Origin of the sequence: Fibrella forsythiae (assembly GCF_017353175.1) — a bacterium.
GTDB lineage: Bacteria > Bacteroidota > Bacteroidia > Cytophagales > Spirosomataceae > Fibrella > Fibrella forsythiae.
In genome coordinates this window covers 1,047,652-1,073,368 of sequence record NZ_JAFMYW010000001.1, presented here as the reverse complement: position 1 = coordinate 1,073,368, position 25,717 = coordinate 1,047,652, and the positions used below count along the sequence as shown (strand labels likewise).

Here is a 25,717-nt window from a genome sequence, read left to right as displayed (position 1 = left end):
CTGTTGTTGTTTACTTCAGGCAGGCAGCAACGAGAAAAGAACAGTTATGAATCAAAACCATGCCTAACCGAACATCCGTGCGTCGTCATCGTTGCCTACTAATCCTCCTCCTGCTGGCGGGGGAAAAACTAATGGCCCAATCGGCCGGGGGATTAGCTCAGTTGCTTGCCCGGCCCGGTGTGTCGGCAGCACAGAAGAATGCCGCCCTCCAGAGCGCCAAACCGTGGGTGTTCTGGTACTGGATGCAGGGCGCAGTGTCGAAAGAAGGCATTACGGCTGATCTGGAAGCGATGAAGGCGGCGGGCATTGGCGGGGCCTACCTGATGCCGATCAAGGGCGTGACGAACCCACCGCTGATGACGCCCGCCACCGAACAACTGAGTCCGCGCTGGTGGGAAATGGTGCGCTTTTCGATGCAGGAAGCCAAACGGCTTAGTCTGGAAATGGGTATGCACGTCAGCGATGGCTTCGCGCTGGCAGGCGGACCGTGGATCACCCCCGAACGCTCGATGCAGAAGGTCGTGTATTCGTCGGTGCAGGTTCAAGGCGGGCAAAAAACCTCCGTTTTGATACCGCAACCCCAGACCAACGAGGGTTATTACAAAGACATCAGGGTGCTTGCCTTCCCGACAGTGACGCCGGCAAACCTGGCGGTACCGAAAATCACGTCGAGCAGGCCGGGCATACATCCGCAATTTCTGGTGAGCCGGGGCAGTAAGGAAAGTTTCAGGAGTGATACCACCTGCTGGATTCAATATGCCTACGAGCAGCCGTTCACCTGTCGGTCAATTCTGATTAGAACCGGCGGAAACAACTACCAGGCACACCGGCTAAAGATCGACGTCAGCGACGATGGACTTATCTTTCGCCCGGCTGGTCGGCTCGTACCGCCGCGCCACGGCTGGCAGGATACCGACGCCGACGTGACCCACGCCATTGCACCTATTACGGCCCGTTTTTTTCGGTTTACGTATGACAAAGCCGGCTCAGAACCCGGCGCTGAAGATCTGGACGCGGCCAAATGGAAACCGAGCCTGAGACTGGTGGGGCTGGAGTTGTCTGCCGAATCCCGGATCAACCAGTTTGAAGGAAAAACAGCCGCCGTGTGGCGGGTAAGCGAACGCTCAACAAGCGGGCAGCTGGCTGATAGTCAGTGTGTTACGTTGGCAAGTATCATCGACTTGACGGACAAGCTGGGTAATGACGGTCGGTTGAACTGGAACGTACCTGCCGGTAACTGGACCATCCTGCGCATTGGTCATACGTCTACCGGCCAGACGAATGCAACGGGCGGAGCGGGAAAAGGGCTAGAGTGTGATAAGTTTGACCCGGCGGCCATCACCCTGCAGTTCAACAGTTGGTTTGGTGAAACGCAACGGCAAATTGGCCCCGACCTGAGCAAAGACGTGCTGAAGCTGTTTCATGTCGATAGCTGGGAATGTGGCAGCCAGAACTGGTCAACCGGCTTTGCCGATTCCTTCAAAAAACGGCGTGGTTATGACCTGCTGCCGTATTTGCCTGTAATGGCCGGTATCCCGGTTGACAGCGCTGAGCGGTCAGAGCAGGTGTTGTACGATATTCGCCGAACGGTGGCTGAACTGGTCGTTGATACTTTTTATAAAACACTGGCTGATCTGGCCCGTCAGCATGGCGTTACGTTCACGGCCGAAAGCGTGGCTCCAACGATGGTCAGCGATGGGCTGGCGCATTACAAACTGGTCGATATTCCGATGGGTGAGTTCTGGCTCAATAGCCCCACGCACGATAAGCCAAACGATATGCTCGATGCGATATCGGCGGGACACATCTACGGCAAAAACATCATTCAGGCAGAGGGCTTCACCACCGTCAGAATGGCATGGAACGAACACCCCGGCATGCTGAAAACCCTTCAGGATCGCACCTATGCGCTGGGAATCAACAAACTGGTGTATCACGTGTTTACACACAACCCCTGGCTCAACCGTAAGCCCGGTATGACGCTGGATGGAGTAGGCCTGTATTTTCAGCGCGATCAGACCTGGTGGAAACCCGCCACCGCCTGGGTCGACTACGCCACCCGCTGCCAGGCACTGCTGCAACTGGGCCGACCTGTGGCCGACATCGCCGTGTATTCGGGCGACGACATTCCCCGCCGGTCTGTACTGCCCGATCGCCTCGTAACGACGCTGCCCGGTATGTTCGGGAAAGAGGTAGTGGAGCGCGAAGCCAGGCGGCTTGCTAACGTCGGCGAACCACTCCGGCAAATCCCGGCGGGGGTGAGCCATTCGGCCAACATGGCCGATCCGGAGCAGTGGATAAATCCGCTACGGGGTTATGCCTACGACTCGTTCAGCGCCGACGGGCTGGCAACAGCCACAACAAAAGGCGGAATGGTCTCTTTCGCGCCCGGAACGAGGTACGCGCTGTTGGTACTACCGCAAAAACACCCGCTGAATACGAATAATGCATGTATGTTGCCCGAAATGCTGGCGCAGTTTGTGAAGCTGGTAAAAGAAGGTGCCACGCTGCTCATTGGCGACAAACCGGTCTGCTCAATCGGGAAAGGAGATAGTCGGCCGGTGAAGGCGTTGGCCGGCGAACTCTGGGATGGACCGTTCGAGGCGGTGCCAGGCAGAGGGGCTGTTTTCCAGATGAAAAAACTCGGTAAAGGCCGGGTCGTCAAGACGCCGTTTCAAGCAGCTACGTTGGATGAGCTTGGGGTTCAGGTCGATGTGATTGTTACGGAGCCGACAGGGACGTACGCGAAGGATATTGCCTGGACGCACCGGGTTGATGGTCAGACGGATATCTACTTTGTGTCGAATCAGCAACGTACCCGGCGGGAGTTAACTTTTTCGTTCAGGGTGAATGGGAAGTTGCCCGAGCTGTATGATGCCGTTACCGATGACCTGCTAACTGCGCGGCAGTGGAGCAGCCGGGCCGGACGTACCCAGCTTTCACTCCGGCTTGAACCGAATGCATCGCTGTTCGTAATCTTTCGTAAAGGTGTTGGTCAATCCATCGTTTCCGGTAAGAACTGGCTTGAGCCAACGCCGGTCGCTACGCTGGAAGGCCCGTGGCAGGTGCAGTTCGATCCTCAATTCGGCGGACCGGAAGAGCCCCAGGCGTTTGCTCAACTCACCGACTGGAGCCAGCATCCCGACTCGTCGATTCGCTATTATTCAGGCACGGCAGCCTACACAAAAACAATCAGCCAGTTGCCTGGTGTGGATGGGGAAATGCAGCAACGTACCTGGCTGGAACTGGGCCAACTGGCCAACATCGCCGATGTGAAGGTGAATGGTATCTCCTGTGGGGTCGTCTGGACGGCACCTTACCGAGTGGAACTGACAAACCGATTGAAGCGCGGAGAAAATACCCTTACCATCGAGGTGAGCAACACCTGGGCTAACCGCCTGATTGGTGATCAGGCAGTACCCGAATCGAAGCGCATTACCAACACCACCGCCCCGTTTCGGCTGGCAGGAAAACCGCTCGAAAAAGCTGGTTTGCTGGGTCCTGTGCGGGTTTTGGTGCAGTGATGGGCGGATTATTTCAGCCAATTTACCACATCGGCCCGGCGCGATTCGGGGGTAACGATCAGCGATTCGAGCTGACCGTTTTTGAGGACTACTTCAACCGTTGTATTGTAAGGGGCATGTAGTTTGGCGTGAACATCCCACGTTTTTGGCCAGGCGGGAAACAATAGAATCCGTCGACCATCTGTCTGCAACAGCATTTCCTGGAGGCCGATCATACCCGCTCCGCCCCAATTATGGTCGGGTGTCCAGTCATAGCCGGGGCCCCAGAAAGCGGGGAACCGACGGGGCGAATTGGCGAGTTTCATCAGGGTCAGCCGAGCCGCTTCATCGGTTAGGCCGAGGCGGGCGGCGAAGATGTTATCCTGTTTCCAGCCAACGTGGCTTCTGAATGTCAGCGCGTCTTTGTCGTACAGGTACGTGTTTATAGCCGTGTCGAGGCCGGCTTTTCCGAGGCCGTAGATGCCCCAGGGATACACAGGATACAGTTGTGGCGACTCCACGTTGTTGATGCGTTCCCAGAGTTTGGCCGGGGAAATGGTTGGGTGCCCCTCGAACGAGCGAAAGCTGATGGCCGGAATCCGGTTCAGAAACGACCGCCAGGCATTTCGTTTTTCGGGCGTCAGGTACGTATCCGGCAGGTCAAGCAGGCGATTGGCGACGGTGCGAAGGGCCGAGATCGTAGACGTCGAGTTATACGCCATTTTATACGTTTCTGCCGCCGAGCCGGGGTATATGATCAGCTTTTTGTCGCCATCGAGGGCCTTACTACCGCGTTTTCTGGCCAGATACTGATAGTGTTCGTCGAAGAAGGTGAGGCAACTTTCGATGAGCGGAACGTACCTGGAAATGTCTTCGCCGGTGAAACGTTCAGTGTCGAGCATCATCTGGCAGAATTCCAGCACGGTGTCCCATTCATACTCCAGCCAGGCGTTGTATTCCATGCCCTTGTCGTAGTCGGCAGGCCGTTTCCAGGTGTATTCAGCCGGGTTGGGCAGCCCCGAATTTTCGATCTGCTCGGTAAAACTGGCCCCCTTATGATGCCAGTAAAATTCGGTGCGTAACTCGGCGTTTCTGAGTGTGTTCAGGTAGAAATCGAACTGTGGCTTCATCAGCGCGAAGTCGCCACTTTTGAGCATTGGCCAGTAAACGAGTCGTTGATTTTGAGCGGTATGCGTGCCTCCGCCCCAATTCCTGAAATCAGGAGTGAAGCGCATTGTTGAGTCAGTCAGTACGGGGTCGTAGGTAAACAGACCACCATTGAATTTGGTCGGGAATGTGCCAAATGCGTTGCAGCCCAGCATGTATCGAAACAACTGATAATTACGCGCAGCCTGCCACTGCGGGGAGTCTGTCGGAGCGTTGATACGGATAAAGCTTTTCGCCCAGAAGTCGTTCCACCAACGCTGCGTTGTGCGTTCAGCGGTTTTCGCATGTGCGGTTGCATCCTGCTTTACCCGGTCTAAACCCTGCTGCCAGTGGGCCGGCGACGCTGCCTGATCGGTATGGAGATAAATTGCCAGCGAGTGAGCGCGGGCGGGGGAGGAGCTAACTAGTTTCCAGCCCTGAAAGTCTGTGTTCAGGTACGTTCCCGTCGATGTACCGGCCGGTTTCATGCCCTTGCCCGCCATGGTTCCGCCAAAGGTCAGGTTCGTCAGCGGATTGAACAATTGGCTTTTGATACTATCGAGCCCCTGCTGCTGCACCGTCAGGTCAAAGGCCGAGCGTTCGGGGCCGTTTCGGTGGTAGAACGTTACGGCGTCGCCGTCGAAGCGAATCTCATCTTTAAGTGTTTTAACCTCGCCCTGCGGCGCGAACTTATACGAGTTGGCGTTGTTCTCCCGACCTTTCACCACATGGTCTGCAAAGCGCCAGCTCTCGTAACTCGCCTCGGCGTTGATGGCTCTATTGCTCGCTATATCAACGTGAATGACCGGCCGGAACACATCGACCCACACCTTCACCGTCGCCGAAATGCCCGCCGCGTTTCCGTTGAGCTGAACGTACCCGTCGTTCAATACCAGTTGCTGGCTGAACCGGTTGTTGGCGGCGAACGGATTGGGCGAAAGCCGCACCCGCACCCGGCCAAGTTTCAGAACGGCGTTGTTGTGATCGAACGTACCGCTTTTGCCCACATAGAATAGCAGGTCGCCTTTCTCGACCCATACGTTCAGGCCGATATCGCCACCGCCACAAGGCATTGATTCTGATGAATTATTGCTTTGAGCAGACCACGCTACATTGTACTGCGCCACAGAACTAGTCTGCGCTCTAACGGCAGTTAAATTGCTGATTATTAGCAAAATAGTTGATAATAGGGAGATCTGTCTGAAGCCGGAAGTGAGTTTTGATCGTGAGCGTTGCAAGGCTAATATGGTATAATTAAAGGAGAAAATAGTAGAGATTGATGGTAAATTTAGGGACTAACTTTGTGAAGCAACTTCCCGAAAAATGCCACGGTCTGCCAGGTATGTTCGGAAACGGGCAGGCAGAACTCTCCATGATGACGTTTAAAAAAATATACTGGCTTATCGGGTTATCTGGCCTGTTACAGACAACAGGTTGTGCTGCTCAGTCAGGGGCTGTGCTGACGGCAGATAAGCTTAGGACGTATGCAACCTACTTCAATTCGATTGATGACGAAGCCGTAAAAAACTACGTACCCAACGCTCAGTCGATCGAATGGCTGTCGGCCAACGTACCGCTGTTCGACTGCCCCGATTCGGTTTTGCGGGAGGTGTATTATTACCGCTGGTGGGCGTTTCGGAAACACCTGAAAGAAACACCGGAAGGGTTCGTCTTCACGGAGTTCATAACCAAAGTGAACCATGCCGGCAAGTATAACGCTATCAGCAGCGCGTTGGGGCATCACATTTACGAAGGCCGCTGGCTACGGAATCCGCAGTATATTAATGACTACATTTCGTTCTGGCTCTACGTTGATCCCAGGCACACCGCCCAGCGGTTCCACTCGTTCAGCAGTTGGGTCGATGATGCCGTGTATAACCGATACCTCGTCAATCTCGATAAGCCATTTATTCAGAAGGTACTCCCCGCGCTGGATGCCGATTACCGCAAATGGCAGCAGGAAAAGCAGTTGCCGAGCGGGCTTTTCTGGCAGTTCGATGTGAAAGACGCGATGGAAGAGTCGATCAGTGGCGGGCGAAAAGACCAAAATCGGCGCCCAACCATCAACAGCTACATGTACGGCAACGCCCGGGCGCTGGCCGCGATGGCGGGCCTGATGAAGAACGATACGTTGCAACGTACCTACGAGCAGCAGGCCATTGCGTTGAAAAAGCTGACACTGGATAGTTTGTGGAATGATCCGGCGCAGTTTTTCGAGGTTCGCACGCCAAAGGGAGCATTCGCTAACGCCCGTGAGGAAATTGGGTTCATTCCCTGGTATTTCAACCTGCCCGATGATAAAGCCACCTACGCCCGGCAGTGGGACCAACTCATTGACCCTGCCGGTTTCAGCGCGCCCTGGGGCATCACCACCGCCGAACGCAGGCATCCGCTCTTCCGTACGCATGGGTCGGGGCATGGCTGTGAGTGGGATGGCCCCGTCTGGCCGTTTGCCACCACGCAAACGCTGAAAGGGCTCTCGAACCTGCTGACCGACTACAAACAACAGGGACGGATGACGAAACAGGTCTTTTATGATGAACTGCTGAAATACGCCCGTTCGCATATCATGAACGGCAAGATCTATCTGGGTGAATACCAGGATGAAACGAACGGCGAGTGGCTGAAAGGTGATAACCCGCGCAGCAAATTCTATAACCACTCCGGTTTTGCCGATCTGATCATCAGCGACCTGGTTGGCCTGAAACCACGCGCCGATAACGTGCTGGAAATTTACCCGCTCATTCCCGACAATCAGTGGGACTGGTTTTGCCTCGACAATGTGTTCTACCACGGTAAAACACTGACGATTCTATACGATAAAACCGGTGAGCACTACAAGAAAGGCAAAGGCTTCCGGGTATTCGCCGACGGAAAAGAAGTAGTTCACTCGAAGAAGCTGGTTCGGGTTACGTGTAAAAACTGGTAACGCCGCATTCTCTTCTCCTGACCCTATGAAAACACTGCCTTTCTTCGATCTGGCCATTATTGCCGCCTACCTGCTGGCGATGGTGCTGGTGGGCGTATACTTCTCCCGAAAAAATAAAAATGCCGATCAGTTCACCAAAGCATCCGGGCTGATCCCGGGTTGGGCAACGGGGCTGTCGATCTACGCTACGTTCCTGAGCAGTAATACGTTCCTGGGCGTTCCGGGTAAGGCATTTGGCTCAAACTGGAACTCGTTTGTCTTCAGCTTATCGATGCCCCTGGCCGCGTTTATTGCGTCGAAATACTTCATCCCGTTTTACCGCCAAACAGGCGAGATATCGGCCTATACACATTTTGAACACCGGTTTGGCTCCTGGGCACGTACCTACGCCGTTATCTGTTTCCTGCTGACGCAACTGGCCCGGATGGGATCAATTTTTTTGGGCATCGCCCTTAGTTTACAGGCACTTACCGGTTATTCCATGCAGATGATCATGATCGTGATGGGCGTATGCATCATCATCTACACGGTGATGGGCGGTATGGAAGCCGTGATCTGGACAGAGGTGGTACAGGCGGTCGTAAAAACACTCGGCGCCCTGCTGATCGTTTACCTGATTGTGCAGGCCGTACCGGGAGGTACCTCGAAAATTGTGGCGATCGGGGCCGATAACGACAAGTTTAGTCTGGGTACGTTCCGGTTCACGTTCACTGAATCCTCCTTCTGGGTCGTGTTGCTGTATGGTCTGTTCATCAACCTGAACAACTTCGGGATGGACCAGAATTACATTCAGCGCTACCATACCACGGCGTCGGTTAAGGAAGCGTCCAGATCGCTCTGGCTTTGTGTCTGGCTCTACCTACCGGCGTCGTTGCTGTTCTTCATTATCGGTTCATGCCTGTTTGCCTATTACCAGGTGCATCCCGAACTAATCGATGCCATCAAGCAGAAAGTAGCGATGGACAGATTGCCCGCCGGTGCCTCGGCCGCCGAGGTGTCGCAACTTGTGGCTACCCTGCAACCCGCCGATTATGGCGACAAGGTGATGCCCCATTTTATGGTAACGAAAGTGCCGCCCGGTCTGATGGGCCTCATTATTTCGGCCATTCTCTCGGCCGCCATGAGCACCATCAGCTCAGGAATGAACGCGTCGGCAACCGTATTCACAGAAGATATTTATAAGCGTTACATCAACGCCAACGTGTCGAAACGTAAACTGTTGACCCTGTTGCACCTGGCTACGGTGGTAGTTGGCCTGGCTGGTCTGGCGGCCGGTCTGGCCATGATTGGCGTCAAAAGTATTCTGGATGCCTGGTGGACCCTGTCGGGCATTTTTGCGGCGGGTATGCTTGGTCTCTTCCTGCTGGGTCTCATCAGTCGGCAGACGAAGAGTACCGAAGCCCTCACGGCCACGATCATCGGCGTACTGGTCATCGTCTGGATGACCTTTTCCGGCAAACTACCCAACGACTACAGCTTCCTGCGTAATCCCCTGCACAGCAACATGATCATTGTGGTGGGCACGCTTACCATTTTTCTGGTGGGGCTGCTGCTAACCAGACTCAACAAGCGCCGCTCGCCCTCACGGATCGAGCCGGTTATCGTACCCAATGACTGAACCAACTACCTCCGAAAAAGGCTTCATCCCCGTAATGCTGACGCCGTTCAAGACCACTGGCGCCGTTGATTTCGACACACTTTCCCGCCTGACGGACCTCTACCTGCAGGCTGGCGCGGCGGGGCTTTTTGCCAATTGCCTGTCGAGCGAAATGTTTGAACTGAGCGAGCCGGAGCGGCTGCAGATCATCGAGCACGTAGTGAAACGGGTGAACGGAGCAGTGCCGGTGGTGGCTACAGGTACGTTCGGCGGGACAATCGGGCAGCAGGCGGCGTTCGTTAAGCGGGTTCATGAAAGGGGTACGAAAGCCGTTATTCTGATCACTGGTTTGCTGGCTGACGAATCGGAGTCAGACGAAGTGCTCAACGATCGGGTGTTTCAGTTACTGGACCAGACGCCGGCCATTCCGGTTGGATTTTATGAATGCCCGGTACCGTATAAACGGGTGCTTTCGCCCTGGCAACTGCACCAGTTTGTGGCCACCGGTCGGGTAATTTACCATAAGGATACCTCGCTCGATATTGAGCAGGTGACGACGAAAATTCAGTTGGCTACCAACCCTGATTTTGGCCTCTACGATGCCTACATGGCACACGCCGTTGATTCGCTCAAAACCGGATCGGCCGGGCTGTCGTGTATTCAGGGCAACTATTTTCCTGAGTTGATTGTCTGGCTATGTGAAAATTACAACAACGGTCAGCTCCAGGATGAAGTAGCTCGTGTGCAGCAGTTTCTGATCGATCACATGGAGGTGATGCACAACGTGTACCCCATCGTGTCGAAGTATTTCATGCAGTTGCGCGGGTTCAACATGGAGCTATTCACCCGCCGCTCGGTAGGTACGTTCACGCCCGCCATCGCCAAACAGGTAGAAGCGCTCTTCGCCAATTACACCCGGCTTCAGGATGAACTGGGGCTGAGTGTGGTGATTGGTTGATTGGTTGGCTGGTTGATTGGTTGGCTGGTTGATTGATTGGCTGGTTGGTTAACTGACTCAACTGATTAGGATCTAAAATAACACACCAATCAACCAGTTAACTAACCAACTAGTTAACCAGCCAACCAGTTAACCAGCCAACCAATTAACCAACCACCCAGCTTCCTATTTCCCTTTCTTCAGATACTGCCGTTTGTATTCCAGCGGGGTTAGGCCGGTTACTTTTTTGAAGTGGCGGTAGAAGTTTGAGACGTTGTTGAAGCCGCAGTCGAAGCAGATAACTTCAGTAGGCGTCTTATCTTCGATCAGAGCCCGGCAGGCATGACTGATGCGTATTTCGATCAGGAAATCGTAGTACGTCTTGTTGGTCATGAGTTTAAAATACCGGCAGAACGACGTAACGCTCAGGTTGCTGATCGACGAAATTTCGTCGAGGGTAATGTCTTTTTTATAATTCTCCAGTGTGTAGCTGCACACATTATTTAAACGGAGCGAATCCGTCTCGTTCGACTGATAAAAAATTGCCCGGCCGTTCACGATCATTTCGTATTCGTCTGTTTCGGCGAGTGTTTTTAAAATAGACAGCAGAATTATGATTTTGTCGAGGTTTGTGGCGTCAACAGCCCGGCGCATCAGGTCGGCTAACTGTTCATTGGCCCGTCCCGTCAGGACCATGCCACTTTTTGCCCGTTCAAACAACTTTGGAATGAGGTAGGCTTCGGGTAATTTCAACAAATAGTCGCCCAGGCAATCGGGTAAAAACTGAATAACGATCACCTCGATATTCAACTCCGGATTACTCGAAAAGTATTCTTCATTACTCCGCCAGGTGTGCGGTAGATTCTCGCCTACCAGGACAATTTCACCGGGCGAAAAGTTGCTGATCTTATCGCCAATGAACCGTACACCTTCCCCCTTCACCGTATAGTGCAGTTCGAGTTCGGGGTGGTAGTGCCAGATGTTCTTGAAGTGGGGCAGCACATCGTGCCTGACGGTGTACGAGCTCTCCAGATTTGCAGTTAATTTTCGAAATAGTGGTTTCATGGCAGCCGGCAATAGCAATATCTATAAGTAGCCTGTTTGTCGAGCCTACTGAGCGATCAGTCTCTGCCATTCGGCTGACGTTCCTCCAGGCTATAAGTAGAAGTAGCCCCTCTTATGCAAGAAACGAAGGATTATGGATAATTCATATTTCTTCTATGATAATTTCCTATAATAAGTTGGCAAAAAAATGCACTTATAGCTACAAAATGTACTATATTTTTGTAATAGCTTATAGAAAAATACTATTTCATTATGCTATTTGTCTGCGCGATATGAGGGTTTATCGCTAATGTTTTTAGCAGTAAACCAATCGGCAGGCCCTAGCCAACGTCAGCCATACCAGCCACTTACCTATGTTCCGTTTCCGTAAAACCATATTAACCGCCTGGTTACTGACTGGGCTGGTAGCCAACCTGGCCATGGCGCAGGAGTCGACTACCGAGAGGAAAGAAGCGGCGTACACACGGACTATCACTGATCGGGCTGCTAAGATTGTTGGTACGCTGGGGCTAACTGATCCGCAGGTGGCTGCCCGGGTTCGGGATAAGATTGCACAACAGTATCGGAACCTGAATACGATTCACGAAGGCCGCAAAACAGCCCTTGCCGGTCTGACCGATTCGGCCCGCAAAGAGGCTGTTGAAACCGAAGCGGCCCAAAAAATAGCTGCGCTACACAGCAACTACCTGGCCGGGCTTGCTCAGGATCTGTCTTCGCCGCAGATTGATCTGGTTAAAAACGGCATGACATACGGTGTTGTGCCGATTACGTATTCCGGCTATCTGGCCATGCTTCCCAACCTGACCGATGAGCAGAAAGCGCAGCTGCTAACGTACCTGACTGAAGCGCGCGAGCGGGCCATGGATGAAGGAACGTCAGAGAAAAAACATGCCATGTTCGGTAAGTACAAAGGCCGTATAAATAATTACCTGTCTGCCGCTGGAATCGATATGAAAAAAGCCAGCAAAGAGTGGGAAGAACGTATTGCCGAGGAGGCTAAAAAAGCCAAAAAATAGTTGATTTTCTGCCTCGTGATCATCTGGTATTCTACCAATCGAACCTTGAATTGACCTCACTATTAGCTCAAACTTTACCTTAATCAAACGCGCATGATATCGCCTTTACGAACACAAAAAGTGCTCGCCAGTTCGCTAAAACTGGTCTGTATACTGGTCCTGGGCGGACTTACCGAAGCGGCCTGTTTCGCTGAAACCGGGAATCGGTTCCTGACAGCACCCGCTCACGGAAAAGCACCATTGGAAAACATTACCGGCACGGTGGTAGACGCGAAAGGCGAGCCGATTCCGGGTGTAAACGTGCTGATAAAAGGCACAAAAACCGGAACGATCAGCGATGTGAAAGGTACGTTTCGGCTCAATCTGCCAACGGGTAACGAAACGCTGATTTTCAGCTACATTGGTTTTAAAACCCAGGAGTTGCCGGTAAACGGTCAGCGGGTTCTGACTATTACGCTCGAAGAAGACGCCGCTGCCCTGAACGAAGTGGTGGTAGTTGGCTACGGTACGCAGAAGAAAATTAGCCTGACGGGAGCCGTTGCCAGCCTGGATATGAAAGCGGTGCAGGATCTGCCCGTAAACAACCTGTCGGCCGTGCTGGTGGGTCAGTTACCAGGTGTGGGCGTATCTGGCGGTACCAGCCGCCCCGGTGAGAACGCCCAGATTACGGTTCGTAACCCGGTTATTCTGTCGAAAGATGGCGGTACCCTGCGTCCGCTCTACGTGATCGACAACGTCATCCGGTCGGAAGATGATTTCAATGCGCTCGACGTCTCGGAGGTAGAGGCCATTTCGGTGTTGAAAGATGCCGCCGCGGCTATCTACGGTGCTCGCTCGAACCAGGGTGTTGTCGTGCTGACCACGAAACGGGGTAAAGCCGGTGCGCCTAAGTTCAGCTATAGTGGCTCAACGGGTACGTCTACCGCCACCTTGCCTACCATGATGAATGGGTACGAACAGGCAACGTACCTGAACGACCTGAACTACGCTGCGGGTAAACTGGCTACTGATCCACTGATCTATACGCCAGACGAACTGGCTTATTTTAAAAACAACAATACCGACTGGCTGCGTACAGCCTGGCAACCATCAACCGTACAGCGCCATGCGCTGAATGTAAGCGGCGGTAATGAAAAGGCGACCTACTTCGCGGGGGCATCGTACAATGGTCAGGACGCCAACTTTGCCAACATCAATACGGGAAAATGGACGTTCCGGGCCAGCGCCGACATGCAGGTGACCCGGAACCTGAAGGCGGCGTTATCGGTGAGCAGCTTCATCGGCGACAAGCGGATGTATTACCTGAAACAGGGTGGCGAAAACGTGGAGAACGACATGAAAAGCCTGCTCTACACGCCTCAGTTCAACCCCCCGTATGTGAATGGGCTACCCGTTCTGCTCTCGAACGCCAGCAACGTTAACACGGTTGATGCTTTCCATTTTTTTGAAGTGCAGAATTCGGATAACTACACACAGACAAAAACGACCGGTCTTAACGTAACGGCTAGTCTTGAGTATACGATTCCGGGTATTAAAGGCCTGAAAGCCAGAGCACTGTATGGCCGTACATTCGATAATTCGTACGGCAAGCAATACGGCACCAAGTATAACGTGTACAGCTTCTCGATGCTGGGTGACCATAAACACATCTACGGCGGTGATGTGCTGAAAATGGTAACGCTGAATAACGGCGACCGGGTACGTGTCAACCCGGGCTATATTGATTCATACCAGTTGAACGGTTATCTGAACTACGACCGTCAGTTTGGTAAACACCAGATCTCAGCCATTGCTTTCTTCGAACAGTCAGAAACCCATACAGACAACGTAGCGGCTATGGCTGAAGGCGTTATCATCGGCGGCCTCGACAACATGCGGTACGCCATTGGTACGCAAACGGCTTCTGAGACTGAAACGGAGGCGGGCTTCCTGTCTTACGCGGGTCGTTTTAACTACAGCTATGCCAACAAGTATCTGTTCGAGGCGGCAGTTCGCTACGATGCATCGACCAAGTTTGCGCCTGAACTACGCTGGGGCCTGTTCCCGTCGTTCTCGGCTGGCTGGGTGATTTCGGAAGAGCCTTTCTTTAAAGACAATGTTCGGGGAGTCGACCTGCTGAAACTGCGCGGTTCGCTGGGCTTTCTGGGCGGCGATGCAACCAAAGCCTACAACTGGCTAACGAGCTACTCGATTCAGACTGGTAAAGGCGCTGTGTTTGGTGGCAATGCCGACCGTCCGCTGATTGTGTCGCCAAATAACGCAATGGCCAACCGGCAGGCCCGCTGGGATGATAACACGAAATACAACATCGGCCTCGACGCGCAATTCCTGCGGAATCGCCTCTCGTTTACGATGGATGCTTTCTACGATCACCGGTATAACATGCTGACGGCCCTAACCTCGTCGGTACCATTGCTGGTTGGTGCCACGCTGCCCTCTGAAAACTACGCAACGGTTGATGGTTTTGGTACGGAAATCTCGCTTGGCTGGAACTCGAAAATCGGAAGCGACTGGTCGTATAAAGTGAACACGTTCTTTACCTGGAGCGATAACAAGCAGATCAAGATCGATGTCGACAAGGGCAAGATTGGTACCTATGAAGACCCAACCGGCCGGTCGTCGGACATGGGCTACAAAGGCTATAATTACCTGGGTATGTTCAGAACGCAACAGGACGTAGAAGCCTACCTGACCACGCACCCCGGATACACGCTGTTTGGCGCCGTGCCGAAGCCAGGTATGTTGTATTACGAAGATATTCGGGGCCCAAAAGATGCCTCTGGCCAGTACACGGCTCCTGACGGAAAAATCACGACCGACGATTTGCAGTACCTAACGGCAAAGGCCAGCAACCATTACGGGTTTGGCTTCAATTTCAGTGCGTCGTACAGAAGCCTGTCAGTAGCCGCAGTCATCAGTGGTTCATTTGGTGGGCAGGATGCCGTTGAAGGTACCGCCCGGTCGCAGGCAACCATCACTGCCAACCGCCCCCAGTTCTGGGCCGATCACTGGACGCCGGAGAATCCCAATGCAACGTACCCGAGCCCTTACTACAAAGACACGTACACGGTTGATTCGCAATTCTGGTTCCGCAGTTCAACGCAGGCATCGGTTCGGAACGTGAACGTGTCGTATGGCCTGCCGGTGCGTCTGGCCAATAAGGTTGGGCTGAGCAACATCCGGGTATACATGGTGGCTACCAACCCGCTGAACCTGTACAATCCGTACAACTATAAATCGTATTCAGGCGCTTATGACGCATACCCTGTGCTGCGTTCATTCTCACTGGGCTTAAATCTTGGCATGTAATTTCCCGTCAGCTCAAATGAAATTCTCCTATAAATTCCTCGCCGTCTGTTGCGCCACTCTTGCTCTGACAAGCTGCAAGGACGTGCTCGACAAAACCGATCTGAGTTCAACCAGTGGTGATCTGATCTTTAAGGATTCGACGCTGTCGCAGATGAATCTGGATTACATCTATGATCAGAACCTGCCAACCGGTATTGCCACACTCGGACCCAGTACACCCAGCGTGACCAGCCTGACCGACGAATCGTTTGGCGAAAGCAAACTGCTGGAAGGAACGCTGCTGGTCAATGAGGTGTCTGATTTTGGAACGGCCCTCAGCGCCACCAATAACTACGGCAAAATCAGGGTCATCAATATGTTCCTGAGCGACGTGAAGAATGGTTCGCTACCGCAGGCGACCAAGAATAAGCTACGTGGACAGGCGCAGTTTTTCCGGGCCTGGCGCTACTTCGATCTGGTTCGGCTCTATGGCGGTGTGCCCCTCGTGCTGACACCGCTGGCTGCCGTTGGCGTTGAAGCACGTGACGCTGCCTTTCTGCCCAGAAATACAACCGCCGAATCGTTTGCCCAGATCGTAAAAGATCTTGACTCAACCATTGCGTCGGTGCCCGGTAAGTGGGCATCGTCGGCCGATTGGGGCCGGATCACGAAAGGCGCGGCGGCAGCATTGAAAGGCCGGGTGCTGATGACAGCCGCCAGCCCGCAATTCAACCCATCTGACGACCAGACGAAATGGCAGGCGGCATACGATGCCAACAAACAGGCCTACGACCTGCTGACGGCCAACGGTTACGGTCTCCACGCGTCGTTCGACCAGCTTTGGTTTCAGGAGGTGAACAACCCCGAAGCGGTTTTCCTGACGGGCTACAACACATCGACGGGTGACCAGACGAAGAAGAATAACGGCTACGATAACGCTACTCGTCCGTCGTATAACGGTACCGGTGGCGGCTCTAACCAGCCTTCGTGGGAAATGGTGAAAGCCTTTCCGATGCTGGACGGTAAGAAACCCACTGAATCAACGAAGTACGCGTATACCGACCAGCTTTTCTATAAGAATCGCGACCCCCGATTCGACAAAACGATCGCGTACAACGGCGTAACCTGGCCACTGAATGGCAATACCGCCAATAAAGTCTGGACGTATTTTGCCGGTGGTAAAACGGTGGAAGCTAAAGCCAGTAACACCGGGTTTTATGCCCGGAAAGCGATTAACCCAACGGCGGCTATCGGCGATGTACAGTATTCGGGCACCGACTGGATCGAGATTCGTTTTGCCGAGGTGCTGCTGAATCTGGCCGAAAGTGCAGTGGGCGTCAACAAGCTGGATGAGGCCTACACGCAGTTGAAGGCCGTTCGGAAACGGGCGGGCCTGGAAGCGGGTACCGACGGACTCTATGGCCTGAAAGCCAATATGAGCCGTACCGAACTGTTTGATGCCATTCTCTATGAACGGCAGATCGAGTTCGCCTTTGAAGGCAAGCGTTTCTGGGATCTTCGTCGTTGGAAACTGATCGAAAAAACGCTGAACGGCACCCGTCGTACTGGTGTAACGATCAACCTGAAAACAACGGGCGTTCCCGCTGATTTTGCCACCACCCGCGATAACGTGAGCCTTGACCTGGCTTATACGAACTACTTCACGCTGGTCTTCAAACAGCTGGATACGAAATATGCGATCAACTGGAAACCAGAGTATTACTTCTTCGCTATCCCGCAAACAGCTATCGATAACAACCCCAAGCTGATCCAGAACACAACCTGGGGCGGCGCGTTTGATCCATTAAAGTAGATTGCTTCTCGTAGTGCATACTGCCGGGGCGTTCATGCGGGTTTTATAACCCTTGTGAATGTTCCGGCAGTTTTTACAACTACCTTGCTCATCGTATGAAAACCTTAGTTTGCACAACCCCTGGCGCATTCGCCTATCAAGAGGGCACTAAGCCTGAACCTGCACCCGACCGGGCGATTATTCGAATCAAGCGTATTGGCATCTGCGGTACCGATCTGCACGCGTTTGAAGGTACGCAACCCTTTTTTTCGTATCCCCGAATTCTGGGTCACGAACTGGCCGGCGAGCTTGTCGAAGCTAACGGCGCTGCTGATTTCAAACCGGGTGAACTGGTCACGTTCATTCCATATTTCAATTGTGGAACGTGTATTGCCTGCCGGTCGGGAAAACCGAATTGCTGCACCCAACTTCAGGTGAGCGGTGTGCACACAGACGGCGGCATGGTCGAGTACCTGTCGGTGCCGTCCTACTCGCTTGTTCACGGCGACGGGCTGGGCGTTGACGAACTGGCCCTGGTTGAACCCCTGGCGATTGGTGCCCACGGCATTCGGCGGGCGGGCGTTCAGCCGGGTGAGTTTGTGCTCGTCATTGGGGCCGGCCCGATTGGCCTTGGCGTAATGGAGTTTGCCCGGATTGCGGGTGGTACTGTCATTGCGCTGGATATTAACGAAGGACGACTGGCGTTTTGCCGGGAGAAGCTCGGCGTTGCGCACACAATCAATGCGCTGTTGCCCGATGTGCTGGAACAGCTTCGGGCGATCACGAATGGCGATATGCCGACCGTAGTGATTGATGCAACGGGCAGTTTGAAAGCGATCAATAATAGCTTTCAATATTTGGCCCACGGAGCCAGGTACGTTCTTGTTGGGCTTCAGAAAGGCGACATCTCGTTTAGCCACCCGGAATTTCATAAGCGCGAAGCCACGCTGATGAGCAGCCGAAACGCCACTCGCCAGGATTTCGAGCACGTGATTGCCTGCCTTAAAAAAGGGTTGATCAACCCAACAACCTACATCACCCACCGCGTAGTGTTCGATCAGGTTGCCGATACATTCGCCAGCTGGCTCGACCCCGCCAATGGCGTCATCAAAGCAATGGTGGAATTAGCCTAATCAATTTCCGTTCGCTATGTACCAGAAACGGCAGGCCCGGAACTATTGATGTAGTTCCGGGCCTGCCGTTCGTATGTGTGGGGCTCTACCTGACTTTCGTTAAGCCATTCGCGTTCGTTAACAGGTATCTTGTAGGTGTATCGCTCAACTGATTAAGACCCACGTACAGCCAAAATGCACGTTCGGTCATTTCGTCAACGTCGATCTGGCTGGAACCCCTAAACGCCGGAACCGGACCCAGCTTGAAAAAGTACGATTTTCCTTTTTCAACGTTCACAAAGACCGGCTTCGGCTGGATGATCAATCCCTGACTGTCGGGATAAGTAGTATCGATGATGATGCCCAGACTATCCGCATCTGTTTCGATCAGCGTATAACCACTGTTCTTTACCTTGATTTCCTTATTAGGGTCGAGCGTGGTACGGAATTGCATTAAATTCAGGAAACGTGATCCATTCCTGACCAGATAAATGCGGGTCGGCGCAGGTTGTCCGTAGCTCACGGTAGCCAGGAGATAAAAGAGAAGAATACAGGCGTTCCTTTTCATGGTGATTAGCTATTTTTCGTGGCCGGAAAGGTATAACTTATTCTTATTGAAAACGATAGATTGACCCAGTGGTACGCCTGATTTAATTGACTTTTCATGCGATGTACGTATACTTATCATGCTTAATCATCTGGTAATCCGTTGGAGAAAATGCCTTTGGGGGGGGCGTATAAGCTGTAAAAAGTTGAGATTTTAAGTCAATGGTTGGTAGTCAACTCGCCCATTCAGCCGTACACGTCACTGGACAATCAACTGATATAAACTTAGCCCCTCCGCATCGATTGCCATTAGGCGAACCGTATACGTACCTGCGTTGATCATGGTGCCGGTTGAGGTGGTGAACAGGTTCCACTTGCCGGGACGCGAGGGCGCAAGCTCGACGGTTTCTTCCTTGATTCTGGTGCCATCGGCCAGTAATAATTCCAGTTTTACCGTCAGCGTTTTCGTGGTTGGGTTGGCGTACCGGAGCGTCATCGCGTAGGTATCTGCCACGCCGGTTGTCATGGTCCAGTCGAGGACGGGGCCCGCCGCTTTTCTTATGGTTGCCACCAGACGATCATTCAGGCTGTCTTTAACGACTTCCGAACCCGCAAATCGCACGGACGCCACGGTGTAGGTCGTGGTGGGTTTCAGATCGTAGGCCGGCTCGATGGTGCTGACCGGTGCTACCATCACCGTGAAGGGGCTGAACGTACCTGAACCCGCCCCGCCAGGTTCGCCGAGGTAGATCATCGTTCCTTTGTCATACCGTTTACGATAGACCTGGAAGTGTTCGCCAAGACCATTCTCAAAACTGGTCTTCGTATCCTCAAAATCTGTCAGCCACGCTGGTTTTATCGTCGTTCGGCTACGGAGCCCAACAAACACGTCTGCGTTGGCCGAAACGGTGAAGCCAGGTACGTTGCCGGCGTTTCCGGGGCCACGAATCCACTCGACTCCATACAGGTTGGCGGGTAGTGTGCGGAAGGCTGTCTGCTCATCAGCATACTGCTTATGGCCCGTATCAAGCCAGGTTTGTACCGACCATTTTGCCGGTTTTTCAGTTGTCTGGAGCTCTGTGATCAACGAGGCTGGCGCGGCTGCGGGTTTGGCCGTTAGGTTAGCCGTGGCAATGGCAATGGCTGATAGTATGGCCTGCCCGGCCGCAACGCGTGGAAACGAAATAACTAACTGACCGCCCGTAATCTGTAGTGTGATGACCTTTTTCAGCGCTGTATCATGCCCGGCCTCTTTCCAGATATCCAGATCGTGGATCACCGTTTTGCCGTTGATCGCCACGTCGAACAGCCGCCAGCCGGTGCAGTCGAGGCCACCGCCGGTGCCCAGCCAGGGTTCGGTGAAGTAGAGTTCAACCCGGTAGGTGCCGTCTGGGACGGGGAAGGCATAGTGCAGTTTCTCGCGCCCGTAACGGAAGGTCTGGAAAAGAGGCCAGTCGGTCGTGCCCTTGATCGGGTCGTGGGTACGTCGCTGGCTGGCAAAGAAGGCGGGCAACCCCGGAAAATCATTCGTCCAGGAGGTACTGCCCCAGGTGGCGGTATTGCTTCGGGGCCGATCGGCCAGCCAGGCGTTTCCCTGTTTGTCCGTGTAGTCTGGCCCGCCACAGTTGACGCGGTAGAGGTAATTGAGTGTGGCCTGCGGTTCGGTGACGGGCCTGTTGTTCGCCAGGAACTTGTTGAAGTTTGGCGCTTTCGGTAGGTGGTTCAGCACGATGTAGTCATGCGCCACTTCGCGACCAGCCACGTACCCAACAGCGTAAAGTACGTTGTAGCTGACAGGTACGTTATCCCACTGGAAATGCGTACCAATACCCGTCCGGGTACGTTTTCCGAGCGAAGCAGAACGTACATCGTTAAACAGTTCAACCTCGTCGCAGTTGGAATACACCGTAATGCTGTCTTTCAGGCCGGGCGTAATCCAGCGGTCGGGCCAGGTGTGTGAGGCGATATACACCATAGGCTCCTTCTGCTTGTCGGCGTAGTTGGCCCGAAACAGGTAAAAGGCGTCGAGCGGCTCTTCCCAGGGCGTCAGTAACCCTTTGTAGTTCACCGGCCCGATCCGATCCAGTTCACGGAGCCCTTCACCACCCTGCACCCGGCCGGGGTTATCGTGTGAGGTAAACAACCAGAAAAAGTGCCCGGCAGTCTGCTCGCGCACCGATTCGGCCAGCCTGATCTTCGTTTCCATCAACTGCGTCATGCGGTCTTCGCTCAGCGCGCCGTTTGCCCGGAAGGACCCTTCGGCGTGCAGATCGGCCGTTCGCCACGCGCCGTATTCACCGATCAGCACCTGCCGTTTCACATCGTCGGCGTAGGTGGCCGGGTCGCCGCCATACGTACCTGTCCAGTTCTGAGGTACGTCCCAGTCGGTGCCGGAGCCGCCGTTGCAGGTGGTTACCTTTCGCTGCGACGAAGCCGTAGGGTCGAGCTGCCGAATCAGTTGCGTGCATTCCCGGGCGAAGTCGGCGGGGAGTTTACTTTCATTTTGCAGGCCCCATAGCACGACCGATGGGTTATTGCGGCGTTCGCGTACCCACTCGGTCAGCAGCGTTTTAAAGTTCTGGCGAAAGGCGGGCGTATCGTACCAGACGTGGGCGGAGAGCTGCGTCCACCAGAGCATGCCGAGCGAATCCCAGGCAGTCTGATACCGCAGGTTATGCGGCTGGTGTGCATCCCGGAAGGCGTTGAACCCGGCGGCTTTGATCTGCTGCACACGCGATTTTATTTGTTCAGCGCTAAAGGCGTGGCTCTTGCCAAGCAGATGCTCATATTCGGCAATGCCATTGATGAAAACCGGCTTTCCGTTCAACAGAAACCGATTTTGGCCGGGTGCTTTCCCGATGATCCACTCAATCCAGCGAATACCGTAAGGCGTCGTCTGCCGGTCGATGGGCTTTCCTTTTTCGATCACTTCCGAAACAAGCGTGTACAGATAGGGGTGTTCAACCGACCATAGCTGCGGATTCGCCACAACCGGCGGCTCCTGCCGAATCACCGTCATTTGTCCCGGTTGAATGACGGCGTTTTTCGTTTGCTCAACCACCGTATTTCCCCGCTTGTCGATAAGTCGGCTGACAAGCGTAACGGAACGTACCTGGCTGCCATAGTTTTTGATCTCTGTCTCCAGATGCAGTTGCGCTCTGGCTGCTGTGGTGGTTGAGTCGTTCCAGACATGAACGCCGAACGGTTCGATACGGACGGGAGCGGTAATGAGCAGATGCACGGGTCGGAAGATGCCCAACGGCTGCGAACCTTCTGAAAAGCCCCGGTCATCGGAACAGCCGCCGCACACCCAGGGCAGGTCGCTGATCATGGCCGGATGGTCGGCCCGAACGGCGAGTAAATTTGCCTGATTATTGAGCCGGATCGCATTGGTTATATCAATGGTGAAGGTGGTTCGGCCACCGGCATGTGCGCCAACCTGTTGACCGTTCAGCCACACGGTAGCGTAGGAGCCAACACCTTCGAAATACAGGAAATACCGCTTTTCCGCTGGTTGTGACTTCACCGTAAATGATTTTCGATACCAGGCATAGCCATGTCTATTACCGTGGGTTAGCCGCCGGTAACCGGCGTAATCGTCCCAGTTGTGGGGTACGTCAACGGTTCTCCAGTCGGTCTCGCTGAATGATGGCTGTTCAAACGACGGGTATGCCTGGTGCCTATCTGAGGTGACCGTTCGCCAGTCTGCATCCAGCGAGATATCCTGCCGAAGCGCTGACTGCGCTGTGCAGGTGGTGATGAAGAGGACGAGGCAAAGAAGGAGTTTCATGGGTGAGTTAGTTTCCCGCAACGTACTAATCTTCTTTGGGTTGGTCTGTCGTTACGGGTGGAGTGGGGGACGCCAAACGTCAATTAAATAGCCTGTAACCCTTCGCCAAACCTGTATGTCTTCCCTGCTTCAGTAGCGATACGTACCTGCTTTTCGCCGTAGCGTAGCAGACAGGGCTGACCGGCTCTTGACGTCACATCGACGCCGCTGAGCTTACCATTTTGCCAGCGAAGGTTCAGCACGAAACCGCCCGCTGTACAGATACCGTTGATCTGGCCGGTCGGTAGAGCCGCAGGGAGGGCGGGCAGTAAATCAATGGTTTTTCCCTGGCTTTGCACCAGCATTTCGGCGATGCCGCTGGCACCACCAAAATTGCCGTCAATCTGGAAAGGCGGGTGCGCATCGAACAGGTTGGGGTAGGAGCCCCCGCCGGTCATACCGTCGGGGGCAATAGCAGGGCGGAACAGCAGTTTGAGCATCGTATAGGCATGATCGCCATCGCGGAAACGCGCCCAGAAATTGATTTTCCACGCCAGACTCCAGCCCGTTCCTTCGTCGCCACGTTCCAGCAGCGACTGTCGGGCGGCGTTCATCAGCTCGGGCGTATCGTTCCAGGTAATGTCGGTGCCGGGGTGAACGCCCCACAGATGCGACACGTGCCGGTGGGTATCTTTCGGATCATCGATATCCCGTAACCATTCCTGCAACTGGCCATGCTTGCCGATCTGATTCGGTGCTATCTGGCCATACATGGTTTGAAGGGTATCGCGGAAAGCAGCGTCGGTACCGAGTAATTCGCTGGCTGTTATGCAGTTTTTGAACAGATCGCGAATGATCTGATGATCCATCGTCGGTCCAGCCACCAGCCCACCGTGCTCGGGCGAGTTGGACGGTGTACTGATGAGCCAGCCCGTTTTTGGGTCTTTCACCAGGAAATCGACGAAGAACCGGGCGGCGTCTTTCATGAGCGGATAAGCTTTGCTTTTCAGGAACGGACGGTCCTGCGTGTAGCGGTAATGCTCCCAGAGGTGATGCGATACCCACGCGCCGCCACTCACCCAGATGCCGTGATTCGAGGCGTTGATGGGGGCCGTGCCGCGCCAGAGGTCGGTGTTGTGGTGCAGGACCCAACCCCGGGCATTGTAGTGTGCCTTCGCCGTTTTACGCCCCGACTCCGCGATCTCGGCAATTGCGGCCAGCATCGGCTCGTGGCAGACCGACAGGTTCAGCATCTCGGCGGGCCAGTAGTTCATTTCCAGGTTGATGTTCGTGGTGTACTTGCTGCCCCAAGGCGGCGTGAGCAGGTCGTTCCAGATGCCCTGGAGGTTGGCGGGCTGGGCCGGTACGCCGTTACGGCCGGGCCGTGAACTCGAGATCAACAGATACCGTCCATACTGAAGATACAGCGATAGCAGCGAAGGGTCCGCCGATTGATCAAATCGCTGGAGACGCTCATCCGTCGGAAGTTGTTCATTTGCTGAATGCCCCAGGTCGAGCGAGAGCGTGTTGAAATACGTTTGGTACTCCCTGACATGAGCGGCTTTCACGGCATTGAACCGCTGGGTACGTAGCGCCTGCATAGGCCGCTGACTCAACGTGGCGGGGTCGCCCGACACATCTTTGTAGGTTTTGAAATTGGTGCCCGCCGTCAGGTAAAGTGTCGCTTCATCGGCACCCGAGACGACCAGCTTGTTGCCCGATATGCTGACCCGGCCTTTCTGCGTCTGAATATGCAGCAGGCTTTCGCCCCGCAATGCTCCATTACGTACCTGAACGGATATTGCAAGAGTCTGATTGTCAACGGTTTTTGTGGTATGTCCTTTATGTGGACTGGCCAGTGAGGCTTCGAAACTGATCTGCCCCGGTTTGTCGGCGGTCAGGTGAACAGCGATGGCCTGGCCGGGTGCACTGGCGAGGTATTCGCGGGTGAACTGCACGCCATTGGCCCGGTACGTTACGCGGGACGTAGCGGTCGTTAAGTCGAGTTCTCGGCGATAATTTGTTGGCTGACCCTGTCCGCTGAAACGAAGGTGCAGGTCGCCGAAGGGTTGGTAATCGGCCTGGTAGCGCGGTGCAGCGGGTGGGTTTTCATCCTGGATCCAGTAGCTGAATGGCTGTTTCAAGGGTACGCCATCCGTTGGCTGCTGTCCGTCGGGATACACAACGAAAGTAGGTTGAGTGGTCTTCACGCCAATGAAACCGCCCTTATCGAACAGATTGATAACCTGAATGGCGATCTGGTTTTCGCCGACGTGAAGTTTGTTGGCCGGAATCGGATAGCGCCGATTTTTGGTGATGCCTTCGGAGGTGCCGATCAGCTCGCCGTTCAGGTACGTGAAATCCTGGTCGCGAATTCGGCCCAGGTCGAGAATAACATCCTTACCTGCCCAGGTTTGTGGAAGGTTGAACGACGTGCGAAACCAGACAGCCCCGTCCAGTCCTTCAAGCCCTGTGCGTTCCCAGCCATCGGCGGTTGGCACAGTCATGGTTTTCCAGGTACGTTCGTCAAACGTAACCGCAGTTGGCCCAGCCTTCGTGTCAGCGAGTTTTCGGATATTGGTAAACCAGACGTTTTTCTTCTGAGCGTAATCTGCTTCATGGCTCTGCCGACCCATGAAGTGCGTTTGCGCCAGCGCTTCGGCCTCTGCCTGTTTTCCGTCGGCAAGCAACTGACGAATTTTAGGCAGGTATTGCGCAGCTCCTTCTCGCTGGTACTCGCGCGGCTCGCCCGTCCAGAGCGTAGCCTCGTTGAACTGAATATGGTCTGTCTCGACACCGCCGAACACCATGCCGCCCAACCGTCCGTTTCCAATTGGCAGGGCCTCTACCCACTGCTTTGCCGGTTGCCGGTACCATAACGTTAGTGGCTGGCTGACAGGTGCCTGAGCCCGGATTGTTGATGCAGTTAAAAGACTGACAATTAATGTAATAAGTGGTTTCATGGGTGCACGCCTGATGAGGGCGGGAAAGTTGTCAGGAGTTTGCTTGAACGAAGC

Annotated in this window: 13 protein-coding genes; 8 read left to right on the top strand and 5 right to left on the bottom strand. The window is 54.1% G+C overall.

What is annotated here, in order from left to right; genetic code table 11:
- Positions 1-77 precede the first annotated feature (77 nt).
- On the top strand, positions 78-3,524 hold the full coding sequence (locus J2I46_RS04940; protein ID WP_207327809.1) for a glycosyl hydrolase: 3,447 nt from the start codon (positions 78-80) through the stop codon (positions 3,522-3,524).
- Between the two features lie 8 nt (positions 3,525-3,532).
- Here J2I46_RS04940 and J2I46_RS04935 read toward each other — a convergent pair whose 3' ends face one another.
- Positions 3,533-5,776: a DUF5703 domain-containing protein gene (locus J2I46_RS04935; protein WP_310588987.1), complete on the bottom strand. Its 2,244-nt coding sequence runs from the start codon at positions 5,774-5,776 to the stop codon at positions 3,533-3,535.
- A gap of 176 nt (positions 5,777-5,952) precedes the next feature.
- Between J2I46_RS04935 and J2I46_RS04930 the strand changes: the two genes are divergently transcribed.
- From J2I46_RS04930 to J2I46_RS04920, 3 genes are read left to right on the top strand one after another with little or no spacing between them, the layout of a single operon-like run.
- Entirely contained in the window at positions 5,953-7,578 is a 1,626-nt protein-coding gene (locus J2I46_RS04930; RefSeq protein WP_310588986.1) for an MGH1-like glycoside hydrolase domain-containing protein, read from the top strand.
- 25 nt (positions 7,579-7,603) lie between these two features.
- A complete protein-coding gene (locus J2I46_RS04925; RefSeq protein ID WP_207327808.1) occupies positions 7,604-9,196 on the top strand; it encodes a sodium:solute symporter family protein in 1,593 nt (530 codons plus the stop codon).
- On the top strand, positions 9,189-10,133 hold the full coding sequence (locus J2I46_RS04920) for a dihydrodipicolinate synthase family protein (protein ID WP_207327807.1): 945 nt from the start codon (positions 9,189-9,191) through the stop codon (positions 10,131-10,133). Before J2I46_RS04925 ends, J2I46_RS04920 begins: the two co-directional genes overlap by 8 nt.
- A gap of 165 nt (positions 10,134-10,298) precedes the next feature.
- Here the strand turns inward: J2I46_RS04920 and J2I46_RS04915 are convergent, their stop codons facing one another.
- Positions 10,299-11,177, bottom strand: a complete 879-nt coding sequence (locus tag J2I46_RS04915; RefSeq protein ID WP_207327806.1) for an AraC family transcriptional regulator — start codon at positions 11,175-11,177, stop codon at positions 10,299-10,301.
- Between the two features lie 353 nt (positions 11,178-11,530).
- On the opposite strand from J2I46_RS04915, the gene J2I46_RS04910 reads away from it, so the two are divergent.
- From J2I46_RS04910 to J2I46_RS04895, 4 genes are all read left to right on the top strand, one after another.
- On the top strand, positions 11,531-12,193 hold the full coding sequence (locus J2I46_RS04910; RefSeq protein WP_207327805.1) for a DUF3826 domain-containing protein: 663 nt from the start codon (positions 11,531-11,533) through the stop codon (positions 12,191-12,193).
- Between the two features lie 93 nt (positions 12,194-12,286).
- Complete coding sequence (locus J2I46_RS04905) at positions 12,287-15,502, top strand: SusC/RagA family TonB-linked outer membrane protein (protein ID WP_207327804.1); 3,216 nt, start codon at positions 12,287-12,289, stop codon at positions 15,500-15,502.
- Between the two features lie 16 nt (positions 15,503-15,518).
- Positions 15,519-17,294, top strand: a complete 1,776-nt coding sequence (locus tag J2I46_RS04900) for a RagB/SusD family nutrient uptake outer membrane protein (RefSeq protein ID WP_207327803.1) — start codon at positions 15,519-15,521, stop codon at positions 17,292-17,294.
- 95 nt (positions 17,295-17,389) lie between these two features.
- Positions 17,390-18,406 carry a zinc-binding alcohol dehydrogenase family protein gene (locus tag J2I46_RS04895; RefSeq protein ID WP_207327802.1) on the top strand — a complete coding sequence of 339 codons (1,017 nt, stop codon included), beginning with the start codon at positions 17,390-17,392 and terminating at the stop codon, positions 18,404-18,406.
- 85 nt (positions 18,407-18,491) lie between these two features.
- On the opposite strand, the gene J2I46_RS04890 is transcribed toward J2I46_RS04895, so the two are convergent.
- The 3 genes from J2I46_RS04890 to J2I46_RS04880 all read right to left on the bottom strand — a co-directional run bounded on the left by J2I46_RS04890 (position 18,492) and on the right by J2I46_RS04880 (position 25,663).
- A complete protein-coding gene (locus tag J2I46_RS04890; RefSeq protein ID WP_207327801.1) occupies positions 18,492-18,953 on the bottom strand; it encodes a hypothetical protein in 462 nt (153 codons plus the stop codon).
- 237 nt (positions 18,954-19,190) lie between these two features.
- Positions 19,191-22,721, bottom strand: a complete 3,531-nt coding sequence (locus tag J2I46_RS04885; RefSeq protein WP_207327800.1) for a malectin domain-containing carbohydrate-binding protein — start codon at positions 22,719-22,721, stop codon at positions 19,191-19,193.
- Positions 22,722-22,804: 83 nt separating this feature from the next.
- Entirely contained in the window at positions 22,805-25,663 is a 2,859-nt protein-coding gene (locus J2I46_RS04880) for a glycoside hydrolase family 95 protein (protein ID WP_207327799.1), read from the bottom strand.
- Positions 25,664-25,717 lie beyond the last annotated feature (54 nt).

Bases quoted from the DNA above. Each gene is read 5' to 3' on its own strand.
- J2I46_RS04915 (WP_207327806.1), bottom strand. From the start codon at position 11,177: ATGAAACCACTATTTCGAAAATTAACTGCAAATCTGGAGAGCTCGTAC.
- J2I46_RS04885 (WP_207327800.1), bottom strand. From the start codon at position 22,721: ATGAAACTCCTTCTTTGCCTCGTCCTCTTCATCACCACCTGCACAGCG.
- J2I46_RS04890 (WP_207327801.1), bottom strand. From the start codon at position 18,953: ATGAAAAGGAACGCCTGTATTCTTCTCTTTTATCTCCTGGCTACCGTG.
- J2I46_RS04900 (WP_207327803.1), top strand. From the start codon at position 15,519: ATGAAATTCTCCTATAAATTCCTCGCCGTCTGTTGCGCCACTCTTGCT.
- J2I46_RS04925 (WP_207327808.1), top strand. From the start codon at position 7,604: ATGAAAACACTGCCTTTCTTCGATCTGGCCATTATTGCCGCCTACCTG.
- J2I46_RS04880 (WP_207327799.1), bottom strand. From the start codon at position 25,663: ATGAAACCACTTATTACATTAATTGTCAGTCTTTTAACTGCATCAACA.
- J2I46_RS04920 (WP_207327807.1), top strand. From the start codon at position 9,189: ATGACTGAACCAACTACCTCCGAAAAAGGCTTCATCCCCGTAATGCTG.
- J2I46_RS04895 (WP_207327802.1), top strand. From the start codon at position 17,390: ATGAAAACCTTAGTTTGCACAACCCCTGGCGCATTCGCCTATCAAGAG.
- J2I46_RS04910 (WP_207327805.1), top strand. From the start codon at position 11,531: ATGTTCCGTTTCCGTAAAACCATATTAACCGCCTGGTTACTGACTGGG.
- J2I46_RS04905 (WP_207327804.1), top strand. From the start codon at position 12,287: ATGATATCGCCTTTACGAACACAAAAAGTGCTCGCCAGTTCGCTAAAA.